Source organism: Pseudomonas pudica (assembly GCF_015680405.1).
In the GTDB taxonomy this organism is placed as follows: domain Bacteria; phylum Pseudomonadota; class Gammaproteobacteria; order Pseudomonadales; family Pseudomonadaceae; genus Aquipseudomonas; species Aquipseudomonas pudica.
This window is the reverse complement of record NZ_JADLJS010000055.1, coordinates 1-20,649: the sequence shown is the minus strand read 5'-3', so window position 1 is coordinate 20,649 and position 20,649 is coordinate 1. Positions and strand designations below refer to the sequence as shown.

The 20,649-nt window shown below is 64.4% G+C and carries 17 protein-coding genes; 4 read left to right on the top strand and 13 right to left on the bottom strand.

Annotated features, from left to right (window positions below; translation table 11 throughout):
- Nucleotides 1–395 precede the first annotated feature (395 nt).
- The 3 genes from IRZ77_RS24030 to IRZ77_RS24020 all read right to left on the bottom strand — a co-directional run bounded on the left by IRZ77_RS24030 (nucleotide 396) and on the right by IRZ77_RS24020 (nucleotide 3,915).
- Nucleotides 396–1,745 carry an MFS transporter gene (locus IRZ77_RS24030; protein WP_196174530.1) on the bottom strand — a complete coding sequence of 450 codons (1,350 nt, stop codon included), beginning with the start codon at nucleotides 1,743–1,745 and terminating at the stop codon, nucleotides 396–398.
- A gap of 53 nt (nucleotides 1,746–1,798) precedes the next feature.
- Nucleotides 1,799–2,869: a C45 family autoproteolytic acyltransferase/hydolase gene (locus IRZ77_RS24025; RefSeq protein ID WP_046614086.1), complete on the bottom strand. Its 1,071-nt coding sequence runs from the start codon at nucleotides 2,867–2,869 to the stop codon at nucleotides 1,799–1,801.
- A gap of 116 nt (nucleotides 2,870–2,985) precedes the next feature.
- The gene (locus IRZ77_RS24020; protein ID WP_135002357.1) at nucleotides 2,986–3,915 is read right to left on the bottom strand and encodes a LysR family transcriptional regulator; all 930 of its coding nucleotides are present in this window, start codon (nucleotides 3,913–3,915) and stop codon (nucleotides 2,986–2,988) included.
- Nucleotides 3,916–4,159: 244 nt separating this feature from the next.
- Here IRZ77_RS24020 and IRZ77_RS24015 point away from each other — a divergent pair, with 244 nt between their 5' ends.
- Complete coding sequence (locus IRZ77_RS24015) at nucleotides 4,160–5,881, top strand: amidohydrolase (protein ID WP_085598377.1); 1,722 nt, start codon at nucleotides 4,160–4,162, stop codon at nucleotides 5,879–5,881.
- A gap of 214 nt (nucleotides 5,882–6,095) precedes the next feature.
- Nucleotides 6,096–6,893: a formate/nitrite transporter family protein gene (locus IRZ77_RS24010; protein WP_108479829.1), complete on the top strand. Its 798-nt coding sequence runs from the start codon at nucleotides 6,096–6,098 to the stop codon at nucleotides 6,891–6,893.
- A gap of 168 nt (nucleotides 6,894–7,061) precedes the next feature.
- Here the strand turns inward: IRZ77_RS24010 and IRZ77_RS24005 are convergent, their stop codons facing one another.
- The 10 genes from IRZ77_RS24005 to pedF form a co-directional block, all read right to left on the bottom strand.
- On the bottom strand, nucleotides 7,062–8,789 hold the full coding sequence (locus tag IRZ77_RS24005; protein ID WP_196174529.1) for a PAS domain-containing hybrid sensor histidine kinase/response regulator: 1,728 nt from the start codon (nucleotides 8,787–8,789) through the stop codon (nucleotides 7,062–7,064).
- On the bottom strand, nucleotides 8,773–9,936 hold the full coding sequence (gene ercA, locus IRZ77_RS24000; protein WP_108479827.1) for an alcohol dehydrogenase-like regulatory protein ErcA: 1,164 nt from the start codon (nucleotides 9,934–9,936) through the stop codon (nucleotides 8,773–8,775). The genes IRZ77_RS24005 and ercA overlap by 17 nt, the downstream gene beginning before the upstream one ends.
- A gap of 89 nt (nucleotides 9,937–10,025) precedes the next feature.
- Nucleotides 10,026–10,298, bottom strand: a complete 273-nt coding sequence (gene pqqD / locus IRZ77_RS23995) for a pyrroloquinoline quinone biosynthesis peptide chaperone PqqD (protein WP_046613878.1) — start codon at nucleotides 10,296–10,298, stop codon at nucleotides 10,026–10,028.
- 52 nt (nucleotides 10,299–10,350) lie between these two features.
- Nucleotides 10,351–10,422 carry a pyrroloquinoline quinone precursor peptide PqqA gene (gene pqqA, locus IRZ77_RS23990; RefSeq protein ID WP_003253598.1) on the bottom strand — a complete coding sequence of 24 codons (72 nt, stop codon included), beginning with the start codon at nucleotides 10,420–10,422 and terminating at the stop codon, nucleotides 10,351–10,353.
- 271 nt (nucleotides 10,423–10,693) lie between these two features.
- Nucleotides 10,694–12,214: an acetaldehyde dehydrogenase ExaC gene (gene exaC, locus IRZ77_RS23985; RefSeq protein WP_108481157.1), complete on the bottom strand. Its 1,521-nt coding sequence runs from the start codon at nucleotides 12,212–12,214 to the stop codon at nucleotides 10,694–10,696.
- Between the two features lie 162 nt (nucleotides 12,215–12,376).
- Nucleotides 12,377–14,161, bottom strand: a complete 1,785-nt coding sequence (pedH, locus tag IRZ77_RS23980; RefSeq protein ID WP_046613880.1) for a PQQ-dependent alcohol dehydrogenase PedH — start codon at nucleotides 14,159–14,161, stop codon at nucleotides 12,377–12,379.
- Between the two features lie 279 nt (nucleotides 14,162–14,440).
- A complete protein-coding gene (locus IRZ77_RS23975; protein WP_196174528.1) occupies nucleotides 14,441–15,379 on the bottom strand; it encodes a quinoprotein relay system zinc metallohydrolase 1 in 939 nt (312 codons plus the stop codon).
- A gap of 40 nt (nucleotides 15,380–15,419) precedes the next feature.
- A complete protein-coding gene (locus tag IRZ77_RS23970) occupies nucleotides 15,420–16,187 on the bottom strand; it encodes a quinoprotein dehydrogenase-associated SoxYZ-like carrier (protein ID WP_046613882.1) in 768 nt (255 codons plus the stop codon).
- Nucleotides 16,188–16,333: 146 nt separating this feature from the next.
- Nucleotides 16,334–17,209, bottom strand: coding sequence for a substrate-binding periplasmic protein (locus IRZ77_RS23965; protein WP_196174527.1), 876 nt, complete (start codon nucleotides 17,207–17,209; stop codon nucleotides 16,334–16,336).
- Between the two features lie 5 nt (nucleotides 17,210–17,214).
- On the bottom strand, nucleotides 17,215–17,676 hold the full coding sequence (pedF, locus tag IRZ77_RS23960) for a cytochrome c-550 PedF (RefSeq protein ID WP_153671034.1): 462 nt from the start codon (nucleotides 17,674–17,676) through the stop codon (nucleotides 17,215–17,217).
- Nucleotides 17,677–17,930: 254 nt separating this feature from the next.
- On the opposite strand from pedF, the gene exaA reads away from it, so the two are divergent.
- Complete coding sequence (gene exaA / locus IRZ77_RS23955) at nucleotides 17,931–19,826, top strand: quinoprotein ethanol dehydrogenase (protein ID WP_196174526.1); 1,896 nt, start codon at nucleotides 17,931–17,933, stop codon at nucleotides 19,824–19,826.
- 89 nt (nucleotides 19,827–19,915) lie between these two features.
- Nucleotides 19,916–20,575, top strand: coding sequence for a pentapeptide repeat-containing protein (locus tag IRZ77_RS23950; RefSeq protein WP_108481152.1), 660 nt, complete (start codon nucleotides 19,916–19,918; stop codon nucleotides 20,573–20,575).
- The last annotated feature ends 74 nt before the right edge of the window (nucleotides 20,576–20,649 follow it).

Genomic DNA, 20,649 nt, shown 5'->3' with positions numbered 1-20,649 from the left:
TGCGAACGATTTAATCGCAGCGGCAAAGCCAAATTCGAATCGTTAAATGAAAAAGCAGATTGTTATTCAATACACACAGTGGCTCACCCGAAGAGCCTCGGTTGGTCATGGCATTGCTCCACTATTCGAAAAAAAAAGCCCCATGAGCATCCCTGCGATGCCGATGAGGTTGAACGTCCATAAGTTCTGGGGGAAAGGCGCGAGGTGCAATCACATTGAAGGCACCTGCTGGCAAATAGGAGTCAGCGTCGTCCAAATCGTTCATTTCTCGAGCAAAACGACCGACAGGCGGTACACTAAATAAAGTTAGTTAGTTTGCTAAGTTATTGCAACTTGACCGAATGGAAAGTTTTACCAACAACTGGATCCAAACTTGGTAGATGTCTTTGAATGCTCTATCCCGCTGTCTCGCAGTTATCGCGTTGCAGGACACCACGCGCTCCGGCCGGCGCCTCCTCATCGATCTGCGCCATGCTCAACCGCGATGTCTCGCGCAGCATGAGCGAACACACCGCAACCAGTGCCAGGGCTCCCGCGCCATACAGCGCCACGCCCAGTGGGTCCTGGTTGGTGAGGATCAGGATTGCCGTAGCGATGCTCGACGCGGTACCGCCGCCCAGCGCGGCGCCGATCTGGTAGCTGGCCGAGATACCCGAATAGCGCATGCTGCGCGGGAACTGCTCGCCTAGGAAGGCTGGGATAGGCCCTTGGGTCGCGCCCATCAGCAGGCCAGTCAGGCTGTAGGCGCACAAGGCGATGGCGAAGCTCTTCATGCCCACCAGAGAAAAGAACACGAACAGCCCCAGAGCCATGGCCACTGCGCCGAACCCCATTACCGTACGCCGCCCCAAACGGTCCGACAGGTAGCCGAACAACGGCGCCGACAGCACGATAGCGACCGAAAGTGCCAAATCGAACATCAACGCCTCGGTACTGCCGAAGCCCACCTGCGTGGCGTAAGTCAGGAAGAAGGTGCTGCCTATGTAGGCGATGGTGCAGTAACCGAAGGCGATCCCGGTGCACAGCATCAGCTGCCGCGGACGTTGGCGCAGGGCCGCGGCCAACGGCGCATGTACAGATTTGGTCACGGGCGTGGTGGCCGCTGCCGGTGCCTTCAGGCGCGCGTACAGGCCGATCAGCACCAGGGTGCCGCCCAGCCAGAACGGGATGCGCCAGGCGAAATCGACCAGGTTGTCGTCGAAGGCCGCGCTGACGATGGCGAACACCCCAGCCCCGAGGATGCCACCCACGCCGATGCCCATGCTTGTGAAACTACCCCACAGACCGCGCCGCCCCGGTGGCGCAGACTCGATGCCGAACAGCGCGGCGCCGCCCCACTCCCCGCCTGCCGCAAAGCCCTGGACCAGGCGCAGCAGCACCAGCAGGATCGGCGCGGCCACGCCGACGCTGGCATGCCCGGGCAGGCAGCCGATGAGGAAGGTGCTCATGCCCATCAGCAGCAAGGTGGCAACCAGTACCTTCTGCCGGCCGATGCGGTCGCCGAAGTGGCCGAACACCAGACCACCCAACGGTCGGGCAAGAAAGCCCGCACCGAAAGCGCTGAAGGCCACCAGCGTGGCTGTCAGGTGGTCCATCTGCGGGAAGAACACCTGGGGAAACACCAGTGCGGCGGCAGTGCCGTAGATGATGAAGTCGTAGAATTCCAGCGCCGTCCCCAGTCCGGAGACGCAGAAGGTTCGCAAGGCGGAACGGGATGACACAGGGCGGAAATGTTGCGCATGCATTGTTGTTGTTCTCGTTCAGCGGCGCCGCCTTGAGCTGGCAGCACCGGGTTGGCTCAGAAAGTGTCGAAGCCGGCCTTGGCCAGTTGCACGGGCGTGCCGGCCACGTACTGCAGGGCACAGCGTTCGGTGTCGATGCCGACGCTGAGCAAGGTTTCCCAGCGTTCGGTATCGGGCATGGCCATGTCCGGGTGGAAGCAGATCGGCGCCTTGTCGCCCTCGGCGCCGCACATGGCCTCGGCCCGGGCACGCAGGTCAGGGCTGGCCATCTGGCCGACCACCTGCTCGAGGTGGCCCAGGCGGCATTGGGTATCGGCATGGTCGGCGACCTGCTCGCCCAGGCTCAGCTGTGGGTCGAGGAAGTGATTGGTGTGCAGCAGCCAGCCGTCTTCCCGTGGCAGGACCAAGGCAGTGCGCGCGGGGCTCAATTCGATGCTGGCCGCACGCGGGCTGCGGTCCTGGCGGGAGAACACTGTCAACACGGTAGAGGCACTGACCCGCGCCGAACGGGCAAGCTCGATGGCCTCTTCGACACTGCTGGCCTCCTCCAGCAGGCGCCGGGCGATGGCGTGCACCGGCACACCACCACTGTCGTTGTCACTGGCGTGGTGGAGGATATTGAAGTGCAGGCCGAGGCCCGCGCTGTTCACACCAAGCTTGGCGAGCATGCCGAACTCGCAGAACAGCTTGACGTTCATGCCGCGCTCGGTGTGCAGCGCCAACATCAGGCCATGGGGGCACAGGCTGTCATGCCAATCCCAGGTCTGCAGGGTCTGCGGCGCACGCGCGCCACGGGGTGCATGCACGGTGGTCGAGCATTCGCTGTGGCGGGTTCGGGCCGCCAGTACCTCGGTGCGGGCGTTCAGGCTCGCCAGCTGCCACAGCGGCAGCTCGGCACCGCTGGCCATGCCGGCCACTTCAGCGGCCAGGCCCGGGCTCCAGGCTTCCAGGGCTGCCAAGCTGTTTTCGCCGATACGCTGCGCCTCACTCAAGGGCACGCCAACCCGCGGGAAAAAGCCCAGATACAGTGCAGTTGTGGTACGGATCTGCTCGGCGAAGCGCGCACCAATCTGATGGCCACGCTCGAGGGGGTTGCGGATGTCGCTGACATGGGTGTGGATCTTCAAGGCGGGGAACTCCTGGTACAGGCCGCGGTGGTAGGCAAGCACCGCTAGCCTAACGAGGCATCCCCCAATCGATCATCGCCACAACCCGCACAACTTTTGTGCCCCGATGGAAAAACTCAGCCCCGTGCCAGCCTCTGCGCGCCCTGCCCGTGCAGGTGCTCATGCAGCAAGGCAATGAACGCCTGCACCTTGCGGGTATTGCGCCGGTGCGGCAAGTACAGCACGTGCACCCAGGGGCCGAACGCGCTCAGCGCCCGCCAGTAGCCGGGCATCACCTCCACCAGTTGCCCGCTGGCCAGGTAGGGGGCGGCACACCAGGTGGGTACGAATTGCAAGCCCTGCCCATCGAGCAGGCAGGCCAGCAGGAAGTCGAAGTTGTCGCTCACCAGCCGAGGGGTGGGCTGACGCACTCGCAGCGTCTGGCCGCCTTGTTCGATCCACCAGAAACTGCGGTTGAGCAGCGGGTGGCGCAACAGCAGCCAGTCGTGCCGGGCATAGTTCTCCAGAGTGATCGCCTCGCCGTGACGGGCCAGGTAGGCAGGGCTGGCGCAAAGGATCACGCGGTTCTCGATCAGCGGCTGGGCGATCAGCTCCGGCTGGTCGGTGGGGCCGTCGCGCAGCGACAGGTCGTAGCCGCCATCGATCAGGTCTTCGTTGGCATCGTTGAGGTTGACCTCCAGGCGCACTTGCGGGTGCTCGCGCATGAAACGGCAACATACCTGGTTGAGAAACGCGGGGCCGAACGACGGCGGCGCGGTGATACGCAGGGTACCGCGCAGCGCGTGCTGCAACTGCTCCACCTCTTCGGTCACCCGCTGCAGGTGCATCAACGCCTGGCGCGCGCCTTCCAGGTACAAGGTGCCGGCCTCGGTCAGCGCCATGCGCCGGGTGGTACGTTCGAACAGGCGCACGCCCAGTTCGCTCTCCAGGTGCGCAACAGCCTTGGTGATGGCAGACGGCGTCTTGCCCAGTTGCTCGGCCGCACGGCTGAAGCTGCCGTGTTCGGCTGCAGCGACGAAGATGGTCAGGGCCATCATCTTGTCCATGGTTTCTTCCTGTTCGGCACAAACGGTGTGGGTGATGCGAGGGTGGCGAGTATCTGCCCCTCCTATCAAACCCGCAAATGCCGGCGACTTGAATAGGCACGGCAAGGTCCGCTGCTTGCATTCTGGCAAATACGGGCGCTGGATTCTTTCCCCATCACGAAAGAAGTTGTGCCTGCCCTCACCTTTATCCGCACTTGCCCCCTGGCTAGTCTGCGGCGTCATCACGACAAGAACGAGGCACAGCATGAAGCAGCTCCTGAAGATGGCAATCAGCGCCGGCCTGGCCTGCACCTGCATGCCAGGTTTCGCGGCCGTGGACCTGATCCTGCACAACGCAAAGGTCTACACCGCCGAGCCCGGCCAACCCTTGCAGCAGGCCGTGGCCGTCGAAGGCGAGAAAATCGTCGCGGTAGGCTCCAACCAGGCCGTGCTACGCCTGAAGGCCGAAGGCACCCGGGTCATCGACCTGGGCGGCAAGGTACTGATGCCAGGCATGCTCGACGCCCACTCGCATGCCATCAAGGGTGGCCTGCAACTGGTGCTGGCCGACCTCGCTGGTGAGCAGGTTGCCCTGGACGAACTGGAACGGCGCCTGCGCCAGTGGCGCAGCGACGGCAAGGCCGTGCGCGGCGAGTTCCTTGTCGTAGGTGGTGTACCGGGCACCTACTGGAACGACATTCCGGCGCTGGAACAGCGCTTCAACCACGGCCAATGGGCCGCACAACCGATCCTGTTCGCCGCCAACGACATGCACACCGGCTGGGCCAACCAGGCCATGCTCAAGCGTGCCGCAATCGATGCCGATACCATCGCAGCCCTGCCTGCCGAGGCGCGCAACACCATCGGCCAACACCCGGACGGGACACCGAACGGTTTCCTCGCCGATGCCAGCTACTACCCGGTGACCGACCTGCTGCCCGCGCTGCCCCATGCCACCCTGCTGAGCGCGGGGCGCATGGCCCTTGACCATTACAAGCAGCTGGGCATCACCGGCTGGATGGACCCGCTGGCCAACGAGCTACCGGGGGCCGATGTGAACAACCATTCGCTGGGCGTGTTGCCGGTATACAAGGACCTCTCCGCGCGCGGCGAGCTGACCGCCCACGTCGCCGCCCTGCTGATGGCCGATTCAAGGGCCCGCCCGGCCGACCTGGACGAACTGGACAAGGTACGTCGGCAATTTCTCGGCGTGCACAACCTAACCCTGCCAGGCATAAAGGTGTTTGCCGACGGCGTTGCCGAAGCGCCAGCGCAAACGGCGGCGATGCTCGAGCCCTACAGCAACTCCGGCAAGCACGGCGAACTGCTGCTGGACCCGAAGCATTTTGGCGAGCTGGTCAGTGCCGCCGACGCCCGTGGCTGGCTGGTGCACGTGCACGCCATCGGCGACCGCGCCGTGCGCGAGGCGCTCAACGGCATCGAGCAGGCACGGCGTGATCGCCACAGCGGCATCCCCCACTCCATCACCCACTTGCAGATGGTCAACCCCACGGAATACGCCCGTTTCAAGCAGCTCGACGTGATTGCAGCAATGCAGCTGTACTGGGCCAGCGCCGACCAATCGAACATGGAGCTGGTCAAGCCGTACGTGAACGCCATGGCCTTCATGCACACCTTCCCGGCCCGTTCGCTGCTCAAGCATGGCGCCACCCTTGCAGGCGCCAGCGACTGGCCGATCACCACACCGGACCCTTGGCAGGCGATCTACCAGGCCATCAGCCGCAAGGGGCCCAAAGGTGTGCTCAACGCTGCTGAAGCCATCGACCGCCAGGTAATGTTCCAGGCCTATACCCTCAACGCCGCCCGCGCCATGCGCCTGGAGCAGCAGATCGGTTCGCTCAAGGTTGGCAAGCAAGCCGACATGATCGTGGTTGACCGCGACGTGCTCGACGTCGATCCCGAAACGCTGCGCGATACCCAAGTGCTGCAGACCTGGTTTGCCGGGAAGCTGATCTACGCGCGCTGACCTGCGGGCCTCATCGACGCGGTCTATCAGCTCATCCATTCCATCGATTTGACCGCGTCAAATTGCCTCATGTAGCTTGCCGCCCTCTTCGCCGCTGGCCCGAAGGTGGGTGTCGCACCTTTTGCGCCAGCGGCGCAGCCTACCCCGTACTGATCAAGCCCCACCACGGCGTGCATGCCAGTTGCATCGCCGTCACTGTGTTCGAGTTTCCGAAATGTCCGTCAACAGCCCCACCCGTATCACCGAGCTCGTCATCGAGAGCGGCGTCAAAAAAGCCCATCTATCCACCCATGCGACGCTGGTCCTGGGGTTTCTCGCAGGTGCATTCATTTCGCTGGGGTTTCTCCTGGCTATCCACGTCAGCACCATGATCCCGGTACAGTGGGCCTCGTTCGGCACACTGCTGGGCGCCGCGGTATTTCCCATCGGCCTGATCCTGGTGATCCTGGCCGGTGGCGAACTGCTCACCGGCAACATGATGAGCTTGCCCCTGGCGATGTTCGCCCGGCGCATCGGCCCAGGCGCCGTGGCGCGCAACTGGCTGCTGGTGACCGTCGCCAACCTGTTCGGTGCACTATTCGTTGCCGGGTGCTTCGGTCACCTGCTGGGCCTGACCGAGGGGGCCTACCTGAACAAGATGTTGGCGGCTGCGACCAGCAAGACCAACGCCGACTTCCTCCACGCCTTCGTGTCCGGAATCGGCTGCAACTGGCTGGTGTGCCTGGCAGTGTGGCTGTCGTATGCCAGCCGTGAAATGAGCGGCAAGATTCTCGGCATCTGGTTCCCGATCATGGCGTTCGTCGCCATCGGTTTCCAGCACGTGGTGGCCAACATGTTCCTGATTCCGGCAGCGATCTTTGCCGGGTACTTGAGCTGGGGGCAGTTGGTGGAGAACCTGGTGGCCGTGTTCCTTGGGAATGCGGTGGGTGGGGCAATCTTCGTGGGGTTGGCGTATTACGTGTCCTACGGTGTGCCATCGCAGGAAGCGTGCGAGGTGCAGCGCGCGCAGTAGAGCTCCCATTTCGGGAACAGCCACCTGGCACTGCGCGCCCCCCCTGTAGGAGCAGCCTTGTGCTGCGAAGAGGCCCGTACTGATTATGCATATCTGTTGCCTGTACCGGCCTCTTCGCAGCACAAGGCTGCTCCTACGAAGGCCCGTGCAAGACCATGGGATCAAGCTTCAGCCCAGCAACTGGCTCAATACCGCACGCAACTTCCCCGGTTTGACGGGCTTGTTCAGCAACGGCGCACCGAGCTTGTTCAAGGAGCGTCGGCACTGATCGCTGCGGTCGGCGGTGATGATCACCGCGGGTATGGCGGCGCCGAAATGTTCACGCAAGTGCCTGACCACCTCGCAGCCGACAACACCGTGGTCCAGGTGAAAGTCCGCCAGGATCAATTCCGGTGCCCGCCCCTGCAATGCCAGCAGGGCGCCAACCTGGTCGGTCGCGGTAACCACTTCGCAGCCCCACTGCCCGAGCAGAGCGCCCATGCTCTCGAGGATGCTCACTTCGTTGTCCAGTACCAGCAGGCGGCGGCCTGGCAACGGGTTGCCTGCGCCAGGCTGCGGCGCGGCCTGATGGATAGGCAGCGGCATGGCTTCGCCGATCGGCACATCGATGCTGAACATCGAGCCACGCCCCGGCCACGAACGCACCCCGACGCGGTAGCCTAGAATCTTGGCGATCCGCTCGACGATCGCCAGCCCCAGGCCCACACCCTTGCGGTCGGCGGCGCGGCCTACGTCCAGTTGGTTGAACTCGAGAAATATGGCCTGCAGCCGATCCGCCGCGATGCCCCGCCCGGTATCCCACACCTCCAGGCGCAAGTGATCGCCGCGGCGCCGGGCCCCCAGCAGGATCCTGCCTTCGTCGGTATAACGGCAGGCGTTGCTGAGAAAGTTGCGCAGGATACGCGTCATCAGCCGCAGGTCGGTACTGATGGCGTAGTCGCCAATGCGCGCGCGCAGCTTCAGGCCTGCAGCATCGGCCACCGTGCGAAACTCCGAGACCAGCGGCCCGAACAGTTCGTCGAGGCGGTACAGCGCCACGTCCGGCTTGACCGCTGCCTGGTCGAGCCGGGAAATGTCCAGCAGGTCGGTCAGCAGGTCTTCGGCACCCTCCAAGGCCTGGTGGGTACGCTCCACCAGCACCTTTTCCGCTTCTGGCAGTGGCCTTTCGCGCAAGGTCGAGATCAGCAGCCGCGCGGCATTCAGCGGTTGCAGCAGGTCATGGCTGGCGGCAGCGAGGTACTTGTCCTTGCTGCGGTTGGCGGTTTCCGCGGCGTCGCGGGCATCGCGCAGGGCGCGGGCGATCTGTTTGCGCTCGGCGATCTGCTGTTGCAGGTTGCGGTTGGCCTCCAGCAGTTCATCGGTGCGGGCGGCCACCCGTTGCTCGAGTTCGTCATTCAATTGCTGCAGGCGCTGCTGGGCCAGCTTGCGTTCGGTGATGTCGGCGACAAACCCTTCCACCAGCCCTTCCTGGCCGGGCTTGAGCAACAGGTTCATCAGCACATCGAGGTGGCTGCCATCCTTGCGCCGCAAGCGGGTTTCATAGCCGTGCAGGCTGCGTTCACGGGCGAGGGTCGCGGTGATGGCGTGCAGCTCCTCGGCCCCGCCGACAAACAGGTTGGCGGCAAGGTCCGTCAGCGGAAACAGCAACGCTTGCGGGTTGTCGTAACCGAGCATGCGTGCCAACGCCGGGTTGGCGGCACGCATGCCGTCTTGCAGGCTGGCCTGGAAAATCCCGTGCACGGCGTTTTCGAACAGCCATTTGTAGCGGTTGCGTTCGGCCTCCAGTTCGTCCAGGCGTGCCGCCAGCTCCGGGTAATGGCTCTTGCGTGCCGAGTGGTCGCCCAGCCCCAGTAACCCGGCCAGCGCCCGTTGCTGCTCGTCAGAGGGCCTCGCCATAGACCACCTCGACATCACGCTGGCTCGACGCACGCGGGTTGGTGAGGATGCACGGGTCATCCATCGCATGTTGCGACAGGAACGGGATATCGGCCGTGCGTACCCCGTGCAGGCCGAGGGTTTCGTGGAAGCCGATGGCATGCTTCAGGGCGATCAGGTGCTCCACCAGGCGCGCGCAGATCTGCTTGTGGTTGAGGCCACGGCAGTCGATACCCAGCACTTCGGCAATCACCTTGAAACGCTCCGGTGCCGAGCTGTAGTTGAACGCCACCACGTGCTCCACCAGCACCGCATTGCACAAACCATGCGGCAGGTCGAGGAACCCGCCCAGGCTGTGCGACATGGCGTGGACCGCCCCCAGGATCGCATTGGAAAACGCCAGCCCCGCCTGCATGCTGCCCAGCATGATCTTCTCGCGCAGGGCGATATCGGTGGGGTTGGCGATCATTTCCACCAGGTTGCCGTTGATCAGGCGCATGGCCTCCAGCGCATGGGGGTCGGTCAGCGGGCCGTGGCCGGTGGAAACGAAGGCTTCGATGGCATGCACCAGCGCATCGATACCGGTGCAGGCCGACAGGAACGGGTCCATGCTCAGGGTGGTTTGCGGGTCGATCAGCGACACGTCCGGCACCACCGCCTTGCTGACGATGGAGAACTTCATGCGCTCCTGCTGGTTGGAAATGATCACGAACTGCGACACGTCCGCCGAGGTGCCAGCCGTGGTCGGGATGAGGATCAGCGGCGGGCTGGGCACGCGGATCATGTCCACGCCTTCGAATTCGAGGATGCTGCGCCCGTGGGCGACCACGATGCCGATGGCCTTGCCGCAATCCATCGGGCTGCCGCCGCCGACTGCGACAATCACATCACAGTGGTTCTGCCGGTAGATCTCGGCACCGAGCATCACCTCTTCGACCCGCGGGTTGGGCGATACGGCGCTGTACAGACAGTAGTCGATACCCTGGGCCTGCAGGCTGGCCTCCACGTCCGCCACCCAACCGGCGGCGATCACACCGGGGTCGCTGACCACCAGCACCTTGCGCGCACCGAAGGTCTTGGCGTAATTGGCGACATTGTGCCGGCAGCCGGCACCAAAGATGATCTCGGGCGAAACGAACTTGCGAAGCGGGCTGAAACTCTGGCTCATCGGGAAGCCTGTTCTTATTGTTCTGGAAGGTAACCGCCAGCGTAAAGCATCCCGTAGCGAAAGCAACCAGACCAAAGCGTGACCACGGCTCATTCGATCCAGTACTTGGCACGGGCCACCTCCAGGAACGCCAGGATGTCCTCGTCGAGCCCCGGCACACCGGGGAAACGCTGTGCCAGGCGGTCGATGACAGCCGCCACGCTGCGCTGGCCGTCCAGCAACTCGAGCACCCAACCGGCACTGGCGTTGAGCTCGATGATGCCCTCGGGGTACAGCAGCACATGGCACGCCTGGCGCGACTCCCAGCGCAGGCGAAAGCCCTTGCGCAAGGCCAGGGCTTGTTCGCGATCGATCAGGTTCACAACGGGCTTGCGCAATGAAGACCCGGCCATCGCGATGATGGCCGGACAGGCATCAACGATTGGCGAAGTACATCGTCACTTCGAAGCCGATGCGCAGGTCGGTAAAGGCGGGTTTAGTCCACATGGGGCATTCCTCTTCTTGGTGCCGGGCGATTCCGGTAGAGGCATTAATGCACGAGGGGCGACGGGGCCGAATGCTACTTTGGGACAGGTTTGCGGGGTGCGTTGGTAGGAAGGCAGGGAAAAGCCGAGGATTGATGTGTTGCTGTGCTGGCCTTATCGCCGGCAAGCCAGCTCCCACAGGTACTGCACAAGGTTCAAGGCCCATGCAGTACCTGTGGGAGCTGGCTTGCCTGCGATGGGCTGCAAGGCAGCCCCCGAGGCCCTCCCAGGCTTTAGAAGAAGCCCAGCGGGTTGATGTCGTAGCTCACCAGCAGGTTCTTGGTCTGCTGGTAGTGATCGAGCATCATCTTGTGCGTCTCGCGGCCCACACCGGACTTCTTGTAGCCACCGAACGCGGCATGCGCCGGGTACAGATGGTAGCAGTTGGTCCACACGCGCCCGGCCTTGATCCCACGCCCCATGCGATAGGCACGGTTGATGTCACGGGTCCACAGCCCCGCGCCCAGGCCAAACTCGCTGTCGTTGGCGATCGCCAGGGCTTCGGCTTCGTCCTTGAAGGTGGTCACGCCCACCACCGGGCCGAAGATCTCCTCCTGGAACACACGCATCTTGTTGTTGCCCTTGAGCAAGGTCGGCTGGATGTAGTAACCGCTGGCCAGGTCGCCATCGAGCCGCTCGGCAGCGCCACCGGTGAGCAGCTGCGCGCCCTCCTCCCGGGCAACCTGCAGGTAGGAAAGGATCTTGTCGTATTGCTGCTCCGAGGCCTGGGCACCGACCATGGTCGCGGTGTCCAGCGGGTTGCCACGGGTAATCCTGGCGATCTTTTTCATCACCTCGGCCATGAACGGCTCGTAGATCGACTCCTGGATCAGCGCCCGCGACGGGCAGGTGCACACTTCGCCCTGGTTGAAGAACGCCAGCACCAGGCCTTCGGCTGCCTTTTCGATGAACGCGGGCTCGGCCTGCATGATGTCTTCGAAGAAGATGTTCGGCGACTTGCCGCCCAGTTCGACGGTGGACGGGATGATGTTCTCGGCCGCGCACTTCATGATGTGCGAGCCCACCGGGGTGGAACCGGTGAAGGCGATCTTGGCGATGCGCTTGCTGGTGGCCAGGGCCTCGCCGGCTTCGCGGCCAAAGCCCTGGACGATGTTCAGCACGCCTGCCGGCAGCAGGTCGGCGATCAGCTCGGCGAAAATCGTGATCGACAGTGGCGTCTGCTCTGCCGGCTTGAGCACCACGCAGTTGCCGGCGGCCAGGGCCGGGGCGAGTTTCCAGGCGGCCATCAGCAGCGGGAAGTTCCACGGGATGATCTGCCCGACCACGCCCAGCGGCTCGTGGATATGGTAGGCCACGGTGCCTTCGTTGATCTCGGCTGCGCCGCCTTCCTGGGCACGGATGCAGCCGGCGAAGTAACGGAAGTGGTCCGCCGCCAATGGCACGTCGGCGTTGAGGGTTTCGCGCACGGCCTTGCCATTGTCCCAGCTTTCGGTAACGGCCAGTACTTCGAGGTTCTGTTCGATGCGGTCGGCAATCTTCAGCAGTACCAGGGCACGGTCCTGCACCGAAGTCTTGCCCCAGGCCTCGGCAGCAGCATGCGCGGCGTCCAGGGCCTGCTCGACGTCCTGGGCGCCGGAGCGCGGGAATTCGGCAATCGGCTGGCCGTTGACCGGCGAGCTGTTGGTGAAGTACTGGCCGCCCAGCGGCGGCACGAATTCACCGTTGATGAAGTTGCCGTAGCGTGGCTTGAAGGACACGATGGCGCCTGGGGTTCCGGGTTGTGCGTAGATCATGCTGAGCCTCTGCGGGTCGATGCCTGTCCGGCGACAGGCGATGGGCCGATGGTAAAAAGCCCCGCCTGCCGGGCGAATGCATCGTTGGCAGCGGGGCTCTCGTCATTTGGTAGTAGGGCCGCTTGCCGCAGGGTCTCCTGCAGCAAGCGGCAGGTTGTCGGCTTAGCGACTGGCGCTTGCCGTTTGCAGCTGCTTGGGCAGCTTGAAGGTCCAGAGCATGCCGCCCTGGTTGAAGTCCTTGACCCGCTTGGCCACTTCGCCGCCCCACAGCGGCACCGCACCACCCCAACCGGAAACCACCGAAACGTACTGTTCGCCGTCCATTTCCCAGGTTACTGGCGAGCCGAGCACGCCGGAGCCGGTCTGGAACTCCCAGACCTTGTCGCCGGTCTTGGCGTTGAACGCCTGCAGGAAGCCCTCCGGCGTGCCAGTGAATACCAGGTTGCCCTTGGTGGTCAGCACCCCGCCCCACAGCGGCGCGAAGTTCTTGTGGCGCCATACTTCCTTGCCACTGACCGGGTCGATGGCGCGCAGCACGCCGATGTAGTCTTCGTTGAGCGGCTTGATGGTGAAGCCGGCACCAAGGAACGCCGCGCCCTTCTTGTAGGCGATGCCTTCGTTCCAGATGTCCATGCCCCACTCGTTGGACGGCACGTAGAACAGCCCGGTGTCCTGGTTGTAGGCCATCGGCATCCAGTTCTTGGCACCGAGGAATGCCGGCGCCACGAACACCGAGCTGCCCTTGGCCTCGCTACCCGGCGCCCCCGGCCGGCTGGCCTCGTTGTAGATCGGCCGGCCGTCCTTGTCCAGGCCGGTGGCCCAGGTGATCTTGTCGACGAAGGGGAAGCCGCGGATGAACTTGCCGTTGGTGCGGTCCAGCACGTAGAAGAAGCCGTTGCGGTCAGCGGTGGCGGCGGCCTTGACCTCCTTGCCGCCGTCCTTGTAGTTGAACGAGATAAGCTCGTTGACGCCATCGAAGTCCCAGCCGTCATGCGGCGTGCTCTGGAAGTGCCACTTAATGGTGCCATCGTCGGGGTTCAGGGCCAGGCGCGACGAGGAATACAGGTTGTCGCCCGGGCGCAGGTGCGAGTTCCACGGTGCCGGGTTGCCGGTGCCGAACAGGATCAGGTTGGTTTCCGGGTCGTAGTAGCCGCCCAGCCAAGGCGCCGCACCACCGGTCTTCCACAGGTCGCCGGGCCAGGTCTTGCCCGCCTCGCCGCCGGAAATGCCATTCTCGATCGCCTTGCCGTCCTTGTACACGTAGCCCATGTGCCCTTCCACGGTCGGGCGCATCCACAGCAGCTCGCCGTTTTCCGGGTTGTAGGCCTGGATCTTGCCCACCACGCCAAACTCGCCGCCGGCAACGCCGGTGATCAGCTTGCCGTTGACGATCATCGGCGCGGCGCTGATGGAGTAGCCCTCCTTGTGGTCGGCCACCTTCTTGCTCCATACCACCTTGCCAGTGTCCTTGTTCAGTGCCACCAGCTTGGCATCGAGGGTGCCGAAGAACACCAGGTTGCCGTACAGCGCAACGCCACGGTTGATCACGTCGCAGCACGGGCGAATGTCATCGGGCAGGCGCGCATCGTATTGCCACAGCTTCTTGCCGGTACGGGCGTCCACGGCGAACACCCGCGAGTAGGAGCCGGTCAGGTACATCACCCCGTCCTTGACCAGCGGCTGGGCCTGCTGGCCGCGCTGCTTCTCACCGCCGAAGGAAAACGCCCAGACCGGCCGCAGGTCCTTGACGTTGTCGGTATTGAGCAGGTTCAGCGGGCTGTAGCGCTGGCCCTGCACGCCCAGGCCATTGGTCACGATCTGCTGCGGGTTCTTCGGGTCCTGGAGAATTTCTTCATTGCTGACAGCGGCGTGGGCTGCACCGGCAAGCAGCATGGCGCTGAGCACCAGGCTCAAGGCGAACACGGGACGACGTGTGGATCGGGTCATGACGGCTACCTTTGGTTTTTTTGTTGTATCCGGGAAAACTTCCCGGTGTGTCGGGAATTCTTGGTCCCGACCTGCTTGCCAACAATTGCCCGCAGTGCTGAGTTTTCTAGTTCCTTGGTATCAGTGAACCTGCGCGGCCCCCCCCTGTGGGAGCGGCCTTGTGTCGCGAAAGGGCTGCAAGGCAGCCCCGGCGATTTCAGCCATCGGCACAAATTCTGGGGCCGCTTCGCGCCCCTTTCGCGACACAAGGCCGCTCCCACAGGGAACCGCGTTACACCCTCAGATTGGGGGCTTGGCGTCCACGCGCCGCAGCTGCTGGCGTTCGTAGCGGGGGTACAGGTGGCTGACACTGCGAATCAGCTCGTATCGAGTCAGGCTGATACCAGCAAACCGCTCGGGTATCGGGCTGCGGATCATCTCGGCCATGTCATCGCCACGCGCCGCGCCGTCACGCATCAACCCATCCAGCCAGCCCAGGTAATCACGCATCTGCGCAAACGGCCGGGCATCGCTGGCCAGCGGCCCGTGACCAGGTACCAGCTGCTTCCAGGGCAGCGCTTGCAAGGTGTCCAGGTCCTTCAGCCACACCTCCAGCCCCGGGGTGTTGGGCGTGGTCAGCGCGCGCTCGTGAAACACCAGGTCGCCGGCGAACAGCACACCGGTGCTTTCATCCAGAATCGCCAGGTCGGCACCGGTATGCCCGCCCAGCGCCAGCAGCCGCAGGCGGTGCCCACCCACCTCGTGAATACCCGGCTCCAGCACCCGGGTCGGCAGCACCACCTCGGTACCGCGCATCCAGTCGCCGACCAGGCGGTACATGTTCTCGGCCATGGCCTCGCCCTGCTGGCGCAACAGCTCGCCGGTACCGGCCAGGGCGCCGATGGGCACATCGGCAAAGGCCTGGTTGCCCAGCACATGGTCGGGGTGATGATGGGTCAGCAGCACTTCGACCACCGGCTTGTCGGTGGTGGCGGCAATGGCCTGGCGCAAGGCATCGCCGTAGCGTTTCGACGGCCCGCTGTCGATCACCACCACCCCGCTGTCGGTGACGATGAACGCGGTGTTGACGATATTGCCGCCGTTGTCCTTGGCAAAATTGTCGGAGCTGCCCTCCAGCAGCCAGGTGCCCTCGGCGATCTGCCGGGGCTTCAGGCGATAGTCCAGGTCTGCCCAGGCCGGCAGGCCCAGGCACAGCAGCAACAGCAGAATGCAACGCATGACGTGCGCCTCTGGTCAGGGATGGAGTCGGGCAACGCGTTCAGGGCACTGCCGCCTCGAACTGGTTGCCGCTGTTGTCCTGCAACACCAACCGGGTCGGCCCGGGGCCCTGGATGTCGAAGCCCAGGTTGGGGTTTTCGCTAACCGCCGGGTACAGTTCCAGGCTGGCCAGGCGCTGGCCGTCCGCGCCTTGCAGCTCGGCATGGTTGAGGAAAAATTCGGGAATGCCGCTGACCAGGCCGTTGTCCATCGGGTGGGCCACCTGCAGGCGCAAGCGGCTGCTGTCGCCGCGCGGGTAGCGCCCGCCCAGGACTTCACCGAGGTGCTCCTCCCAACCGGGCTGGGTGCGCACCACGCTGGGCGCGGTACAACCGCCGCCAGCGGCGTCGATCAAGGCCGAGCCGACATGCCACAGGCCGTCGCGCGTCAGCACTGCAGCGCGCAGCGGTGTGGCCTGCTCGATGCGGATGCGGATCGACAACCAGGGCAGCACGCGCTCGCCGGGCTGGAAGTCGACAATGCGCGGCAGCGGGTTGAGTTCGGCCCAGGCGAGAATCCGCACCACCTCGCCGCTGAACGCCCGGGCGTCGATCTCCAGCGGCACCTGGCGGGCGTCCTCGGCAAACGGCGGCGCCAGCAGCTTGACCCGGTCATCGAACACGAACGCGGCCTGGCCCAGCAACTGCTTGTGGTAGAAGTCCCACATCACCGACGGCACCGGGTCCTTTTGGTTACTCGGCTCGCTGGCCAGGGCCTGTGCGGCCCAGGGCATCCAGCAGGCCAGCAGGAAAGTTGCTCGCCAGTTCATCGCCCACTCCTTGATGAAACAGTTGTCCATTGAGCCAGGGCCGCCCCTGTGGGAGCGGGCGTGCCCGCGAACACGGGCGAAGCCCGTGCCATCCTCCGCGGAGCCTGCTTCGCGGGCATGCCCGCTCCCACAGGGATACGCATGCGCTACTGATACATTTCCGGGACTTGATAGCGCAGGCCGTAATGGGCATAAATCGCCTTCATCCGCCCATCACGAATCAACGCCTCAAGCGCCTCCTCCACCGCATAGGCCAGCTGCCGGTTGCTTTCATGCACCGCCATGCCGATCTCCCAGGCCTGCTTGCCAAGGTTCGGGTAGGCGTTCTCCGCCAGTGCCAGTTGCGGGTCGGCGGCCTGGTGCAGTTGCCAGTCAACCTCGCCGCGCATCGCCATCACCGCGTCTACCTGGCCGGCCTGCATGGCACCGAAGGCCTGCTGCACATTGGGGTAATGATGGGTCCTGGCGCTGAGCATGCCGTTGAACACGGAAGTCAGGTAGAACGACGGCACGCTGTCCACCTCGACCCCGATCGGGTGCTGCCGGAACACCGCGACACTGGCCACCGAGGCCAGGCGGCGGCGATCGTAGGCGACCTGCCAGCGCTCCTCCTGATAGGGGCCGAACATCACCACCTGGGCGTTTTCCAGCTCGCCCACCTCGTTGCGCCGCTGCGCGTAGGCATGGTCGTACGGCACCCGCATCATCAGGTCGGCCAGTTGCTGGTGACGCAGCGGGCTGACACGCCAGATGTAGTCGCGCAGATCGTCGTCGAGCTTTTCTCCGGGTGGCGCCCAGATCAGTTGCAAGCGCACTCCCAACGCCGTGGCCAGGGCCTGCGCCAGTTCCACGTCGACACCACGCGGCTGGCCGTGGTCCTCGAAGCTGTAGGGCGCAAAGTCCTTGTACACAGCCACCTTCAGTTCGCCGGCGGCGATGATCGCGTCGTAGTTGCGCACCTGCGCCTGCGCCGCCGCGCAGCACAGCAGCAAGCCACTGAACAGCACCGCCAACAGACGCATGGCCGTCATTCCTCGACGTGTACGCTGTCCAGGTAGGTGCGCACCGCCCACAGGGCCTCCTGGCTCAGGTAGTCGGCCATCTTCGGCATGTACACCCGGCCGTCGCGGACCGCACCGTGGCGTACCCGCTCGACGAACCACTCATCCCCGGCCTCGCCGGCATCGAGCATGCGCAGATCCGGGGCGATACCCCCCGACTTGGCCTCCAGGCCATGGCAGGCGGCGCAGTTCTGGTTGTAGGCCGAGGCACCGATCTCCACGGCCTTGTCGTGCTCGGGAGAGCTGCGGTACGGGTTAACCGATGCCCAGCCATCGCCGTCCAGGGTTACGCCAGCGTCCTTGATGGGGGTCAGGCCCTTGGTTTCCACGGCCTGGGGCACCACATTGCCATGTGCCCAGGCCGTGCCGGTCAGCACTGCACTGGCAAGCAGCCCGGCAGCCAGCAAGACGTTGCGTTTTGTTGTCATTTTTATGCCCTCACGATTGCACGCAAGGCCTCAACCACAGAGGCCGTGTCGCCATCTTAGAAACAGCCCGCAAGCGGCCGAATGCTGCTTTGGTGGCCGCGCCTTACTCCCTTGGTAGTAGGGCTTGTGGCGAAGGGCCAAATGAGGTGCCCTGCGGGAACTATTCCCGGCAAGGGCGGGACATTTTCCGTATCCGGCGACGCCCGTGCCGTCCCACCCTGTGCAGGCCAAAACCTCCACTGGGAACTGCAACCATGACAACAAGAACGCTACCCGCCCTTTCCCCTCTGGCCCTGAGCGTGCGGGCCTTGCTGCTGGCCGGTAGCCTGGCCCTGAGCAACGCGGCCATAGCCGCCACCGCCCCAGCCGCACCTGCCGGCAGGAACGTGACCTGGGAAGACATCGCCAACGACCACCTGACCACCCAGGACGTGCTGCAGTACGGCATGGGCACCAACGCCCAGCGCTGGAGCCCGCTGGCCCAGGTCAATGACCAGAACGTGTTCAAGCTGACCCCGGCCTGGTCCTACTCCTTCGGCGACGAGAAGCAGCGCGGCCAGGAATCCCAGGCCATCGTCAGTGACGGCGTGGTCTACGTCACCGGCTCCTATTCGCGGGTGTTCGCCCTCGATGCCAAGACCGGCAAGCGCCTGTGGACCTACAACCACCGCCTGCCGGACAACATTCGCCCCTGCTGCGATGTGGTCAACCGCGGCGCGGCGATCTATGGCGACAAGATCTACTTCGGCACCCTCGACGCGCGGGTCATCGCCCTCGACAAGCGCACCGGCAAAGTGGTGTGGAACAAGAAGTTCGGCGACCACGCCGCCGGCTACACCATGACCGGCGCCCCGGTGCTGATCAAGGACAAGACCAGCGGCAAGGTACTGCTGATCCACGGCAGCTCCGGCGATGAATTCGGCGTGGTCGGCCAACTGTTCGCCCGCGATCCGGACACCGGCGAAGAGGTGTGGATGCGGCCCTTCGTCGAGGGCCACATGGGCCGCCGGAACGGCAAGGACAGCACGCCGACCGGTGACGTCAAGGCACCGTCCTGGCCGGACGACCCCACCACCGAAACCGGCAAGGTCGAAGCCTGGAGCCACGGCGGTGGCGCGCCTTGGCAAAGCGCCAGCTTCGACCCCGAGACCAACACCATCATCGTCGGTGCTGGCAACCCCGGCCCCTGGAATACCTGGGCGCGCACCTCGAAGGATGGCAACCCGCAAGACTTCGACAGCCTGTATACCTCAGGGCAGGTCGGCGTCGACCCCAGTACCGGTGAGGTGAAGTGGTTCTACCAGCACACACCCAACGATGCCTGGGATTTCTCCGGCAACAACGAACTGGTGCTGTTCGATTACAAAGGCAAGGACGGCAAGCTGGTCAAGGCCACTGGCCACGCCGACCGCAACGGTTTCTTCTATGTGGTGGACCGCAACAACGGCAAACTGCAGAACGCCTTCCCCTTCGTGGACAACATCACCTGGGCCAGCCACATCGACCTCAAGACCGGGCGCCCGGTGGAAAACCCAGGGCAGCGCCCGGCCAAGCCGCTGCCGGGCGAAACCAAGGGCAAGCCGGTGGAGGTCTCGCCACCCTTCCTTGGCGGCAAGAACTGGAACCCCATGGCCTACAGCCAGGACACCGGCCTGTTCTACATCCCCAGCAACCAGTGGAAGGAGGAGTACTGGACCGAGGAAGTGAACTACAAGAAGGGCTCGGCCTACCTGGGCATGGGTTTCCGCATCAAGCGCATGTACGACGACCACGTCGGCACCCTGCGCGCCATGGACCCGACCACCGGCAAGCTGGTCTGGGAGCACAAGGAGCACCTGCCGCTGTGGGCTGGCGTGCTGGCGACCAAGGGCAACCTGGTGTTCACCGGCACCGGCGACGGCTTCTTCAAGGCCTTCGACGCCAAGACGGGCAAGGAGCTGTGGAAGTTCCAGACCGGCAGCGGCATCGTCTCGCCGCCGATCACCTGGGAACAGGACGGCGAGCAGTACATCGGCGTGACCGTGGGCTACGGCGGCGCGGTGCCGCTATGGGGCGGCGATATGGCCGAACTGACCAAGCCGGTGGCCCAGGGTGGTTCGTTCTGGGTGTTCAAGATCCCCAGCTGGGACAACAAGACTGCACAGCGTTGACTGCATGAGTTGACGCATCACTGGGGCTGCGATGGGCCGCAAAGCGGCCCCAGGGTGCATACCCGACTTCACATTGAGAGCCTTTCGCCATGAACTACCTGCCACTTGCCTTGCTGATCGTGCTGTCCCCTGCAATGGCCGAGAATGCCGACGACGCTGGCAACGATCCCCCCCTGACCATCAACGGCTGCGTGATTGCCGAAGCCAGCCAGTGCCCGGGGGCCGACCTGCGGGGCGCCAACCTGGCCAACCAGGACCTGCGCAAGATGAACCTGGCCGGCGCCGACCTGCGCGATGCCGACCTGCGCCATGCCCGGCTGGACCTGGCCAACCTGGAAAGGGCCAGCCTGCAAGGCGCCAACCTGACTCGCGCCAGCCTGCAGCAGAGCAACCTGCGCCTGGCCAACCTGAGCCATGGCCGGCTCGTGGCCGTTCAGGGTTGGGGCCTGTTTGCCCAGGGCGCGCAATTTGCCAAGGCCGACCTCAGCGCTGCGTACCTGCAGTTCGCCAGGTTGTCAGGGGCAAAGATGCAGCAGGCCAACCTGCGGGCGGCGGACCTGGAAATGGCCTGGCTGAGCAAGGCTGACCTGCAAGAGGCCGACCTTGGCGATGCCAACCTGCAGGAGGCCAAGTTTGGCCAGAGCAACCTGGCCCGCGCCGACTTGCGCGGGGCGCGCCAGCATTACGGGAATTTTCAGGAGGCCAACATGGAGGGGTGCAAGGGGTGCCCCGAGACCTGGGACAATTGAGCCCGATATTCCTGCGTTACGCAGGCCCCCCCTGTAGGAGCGGCCTTGTGTCGCGATGGGCTGCAAAGCAGCCC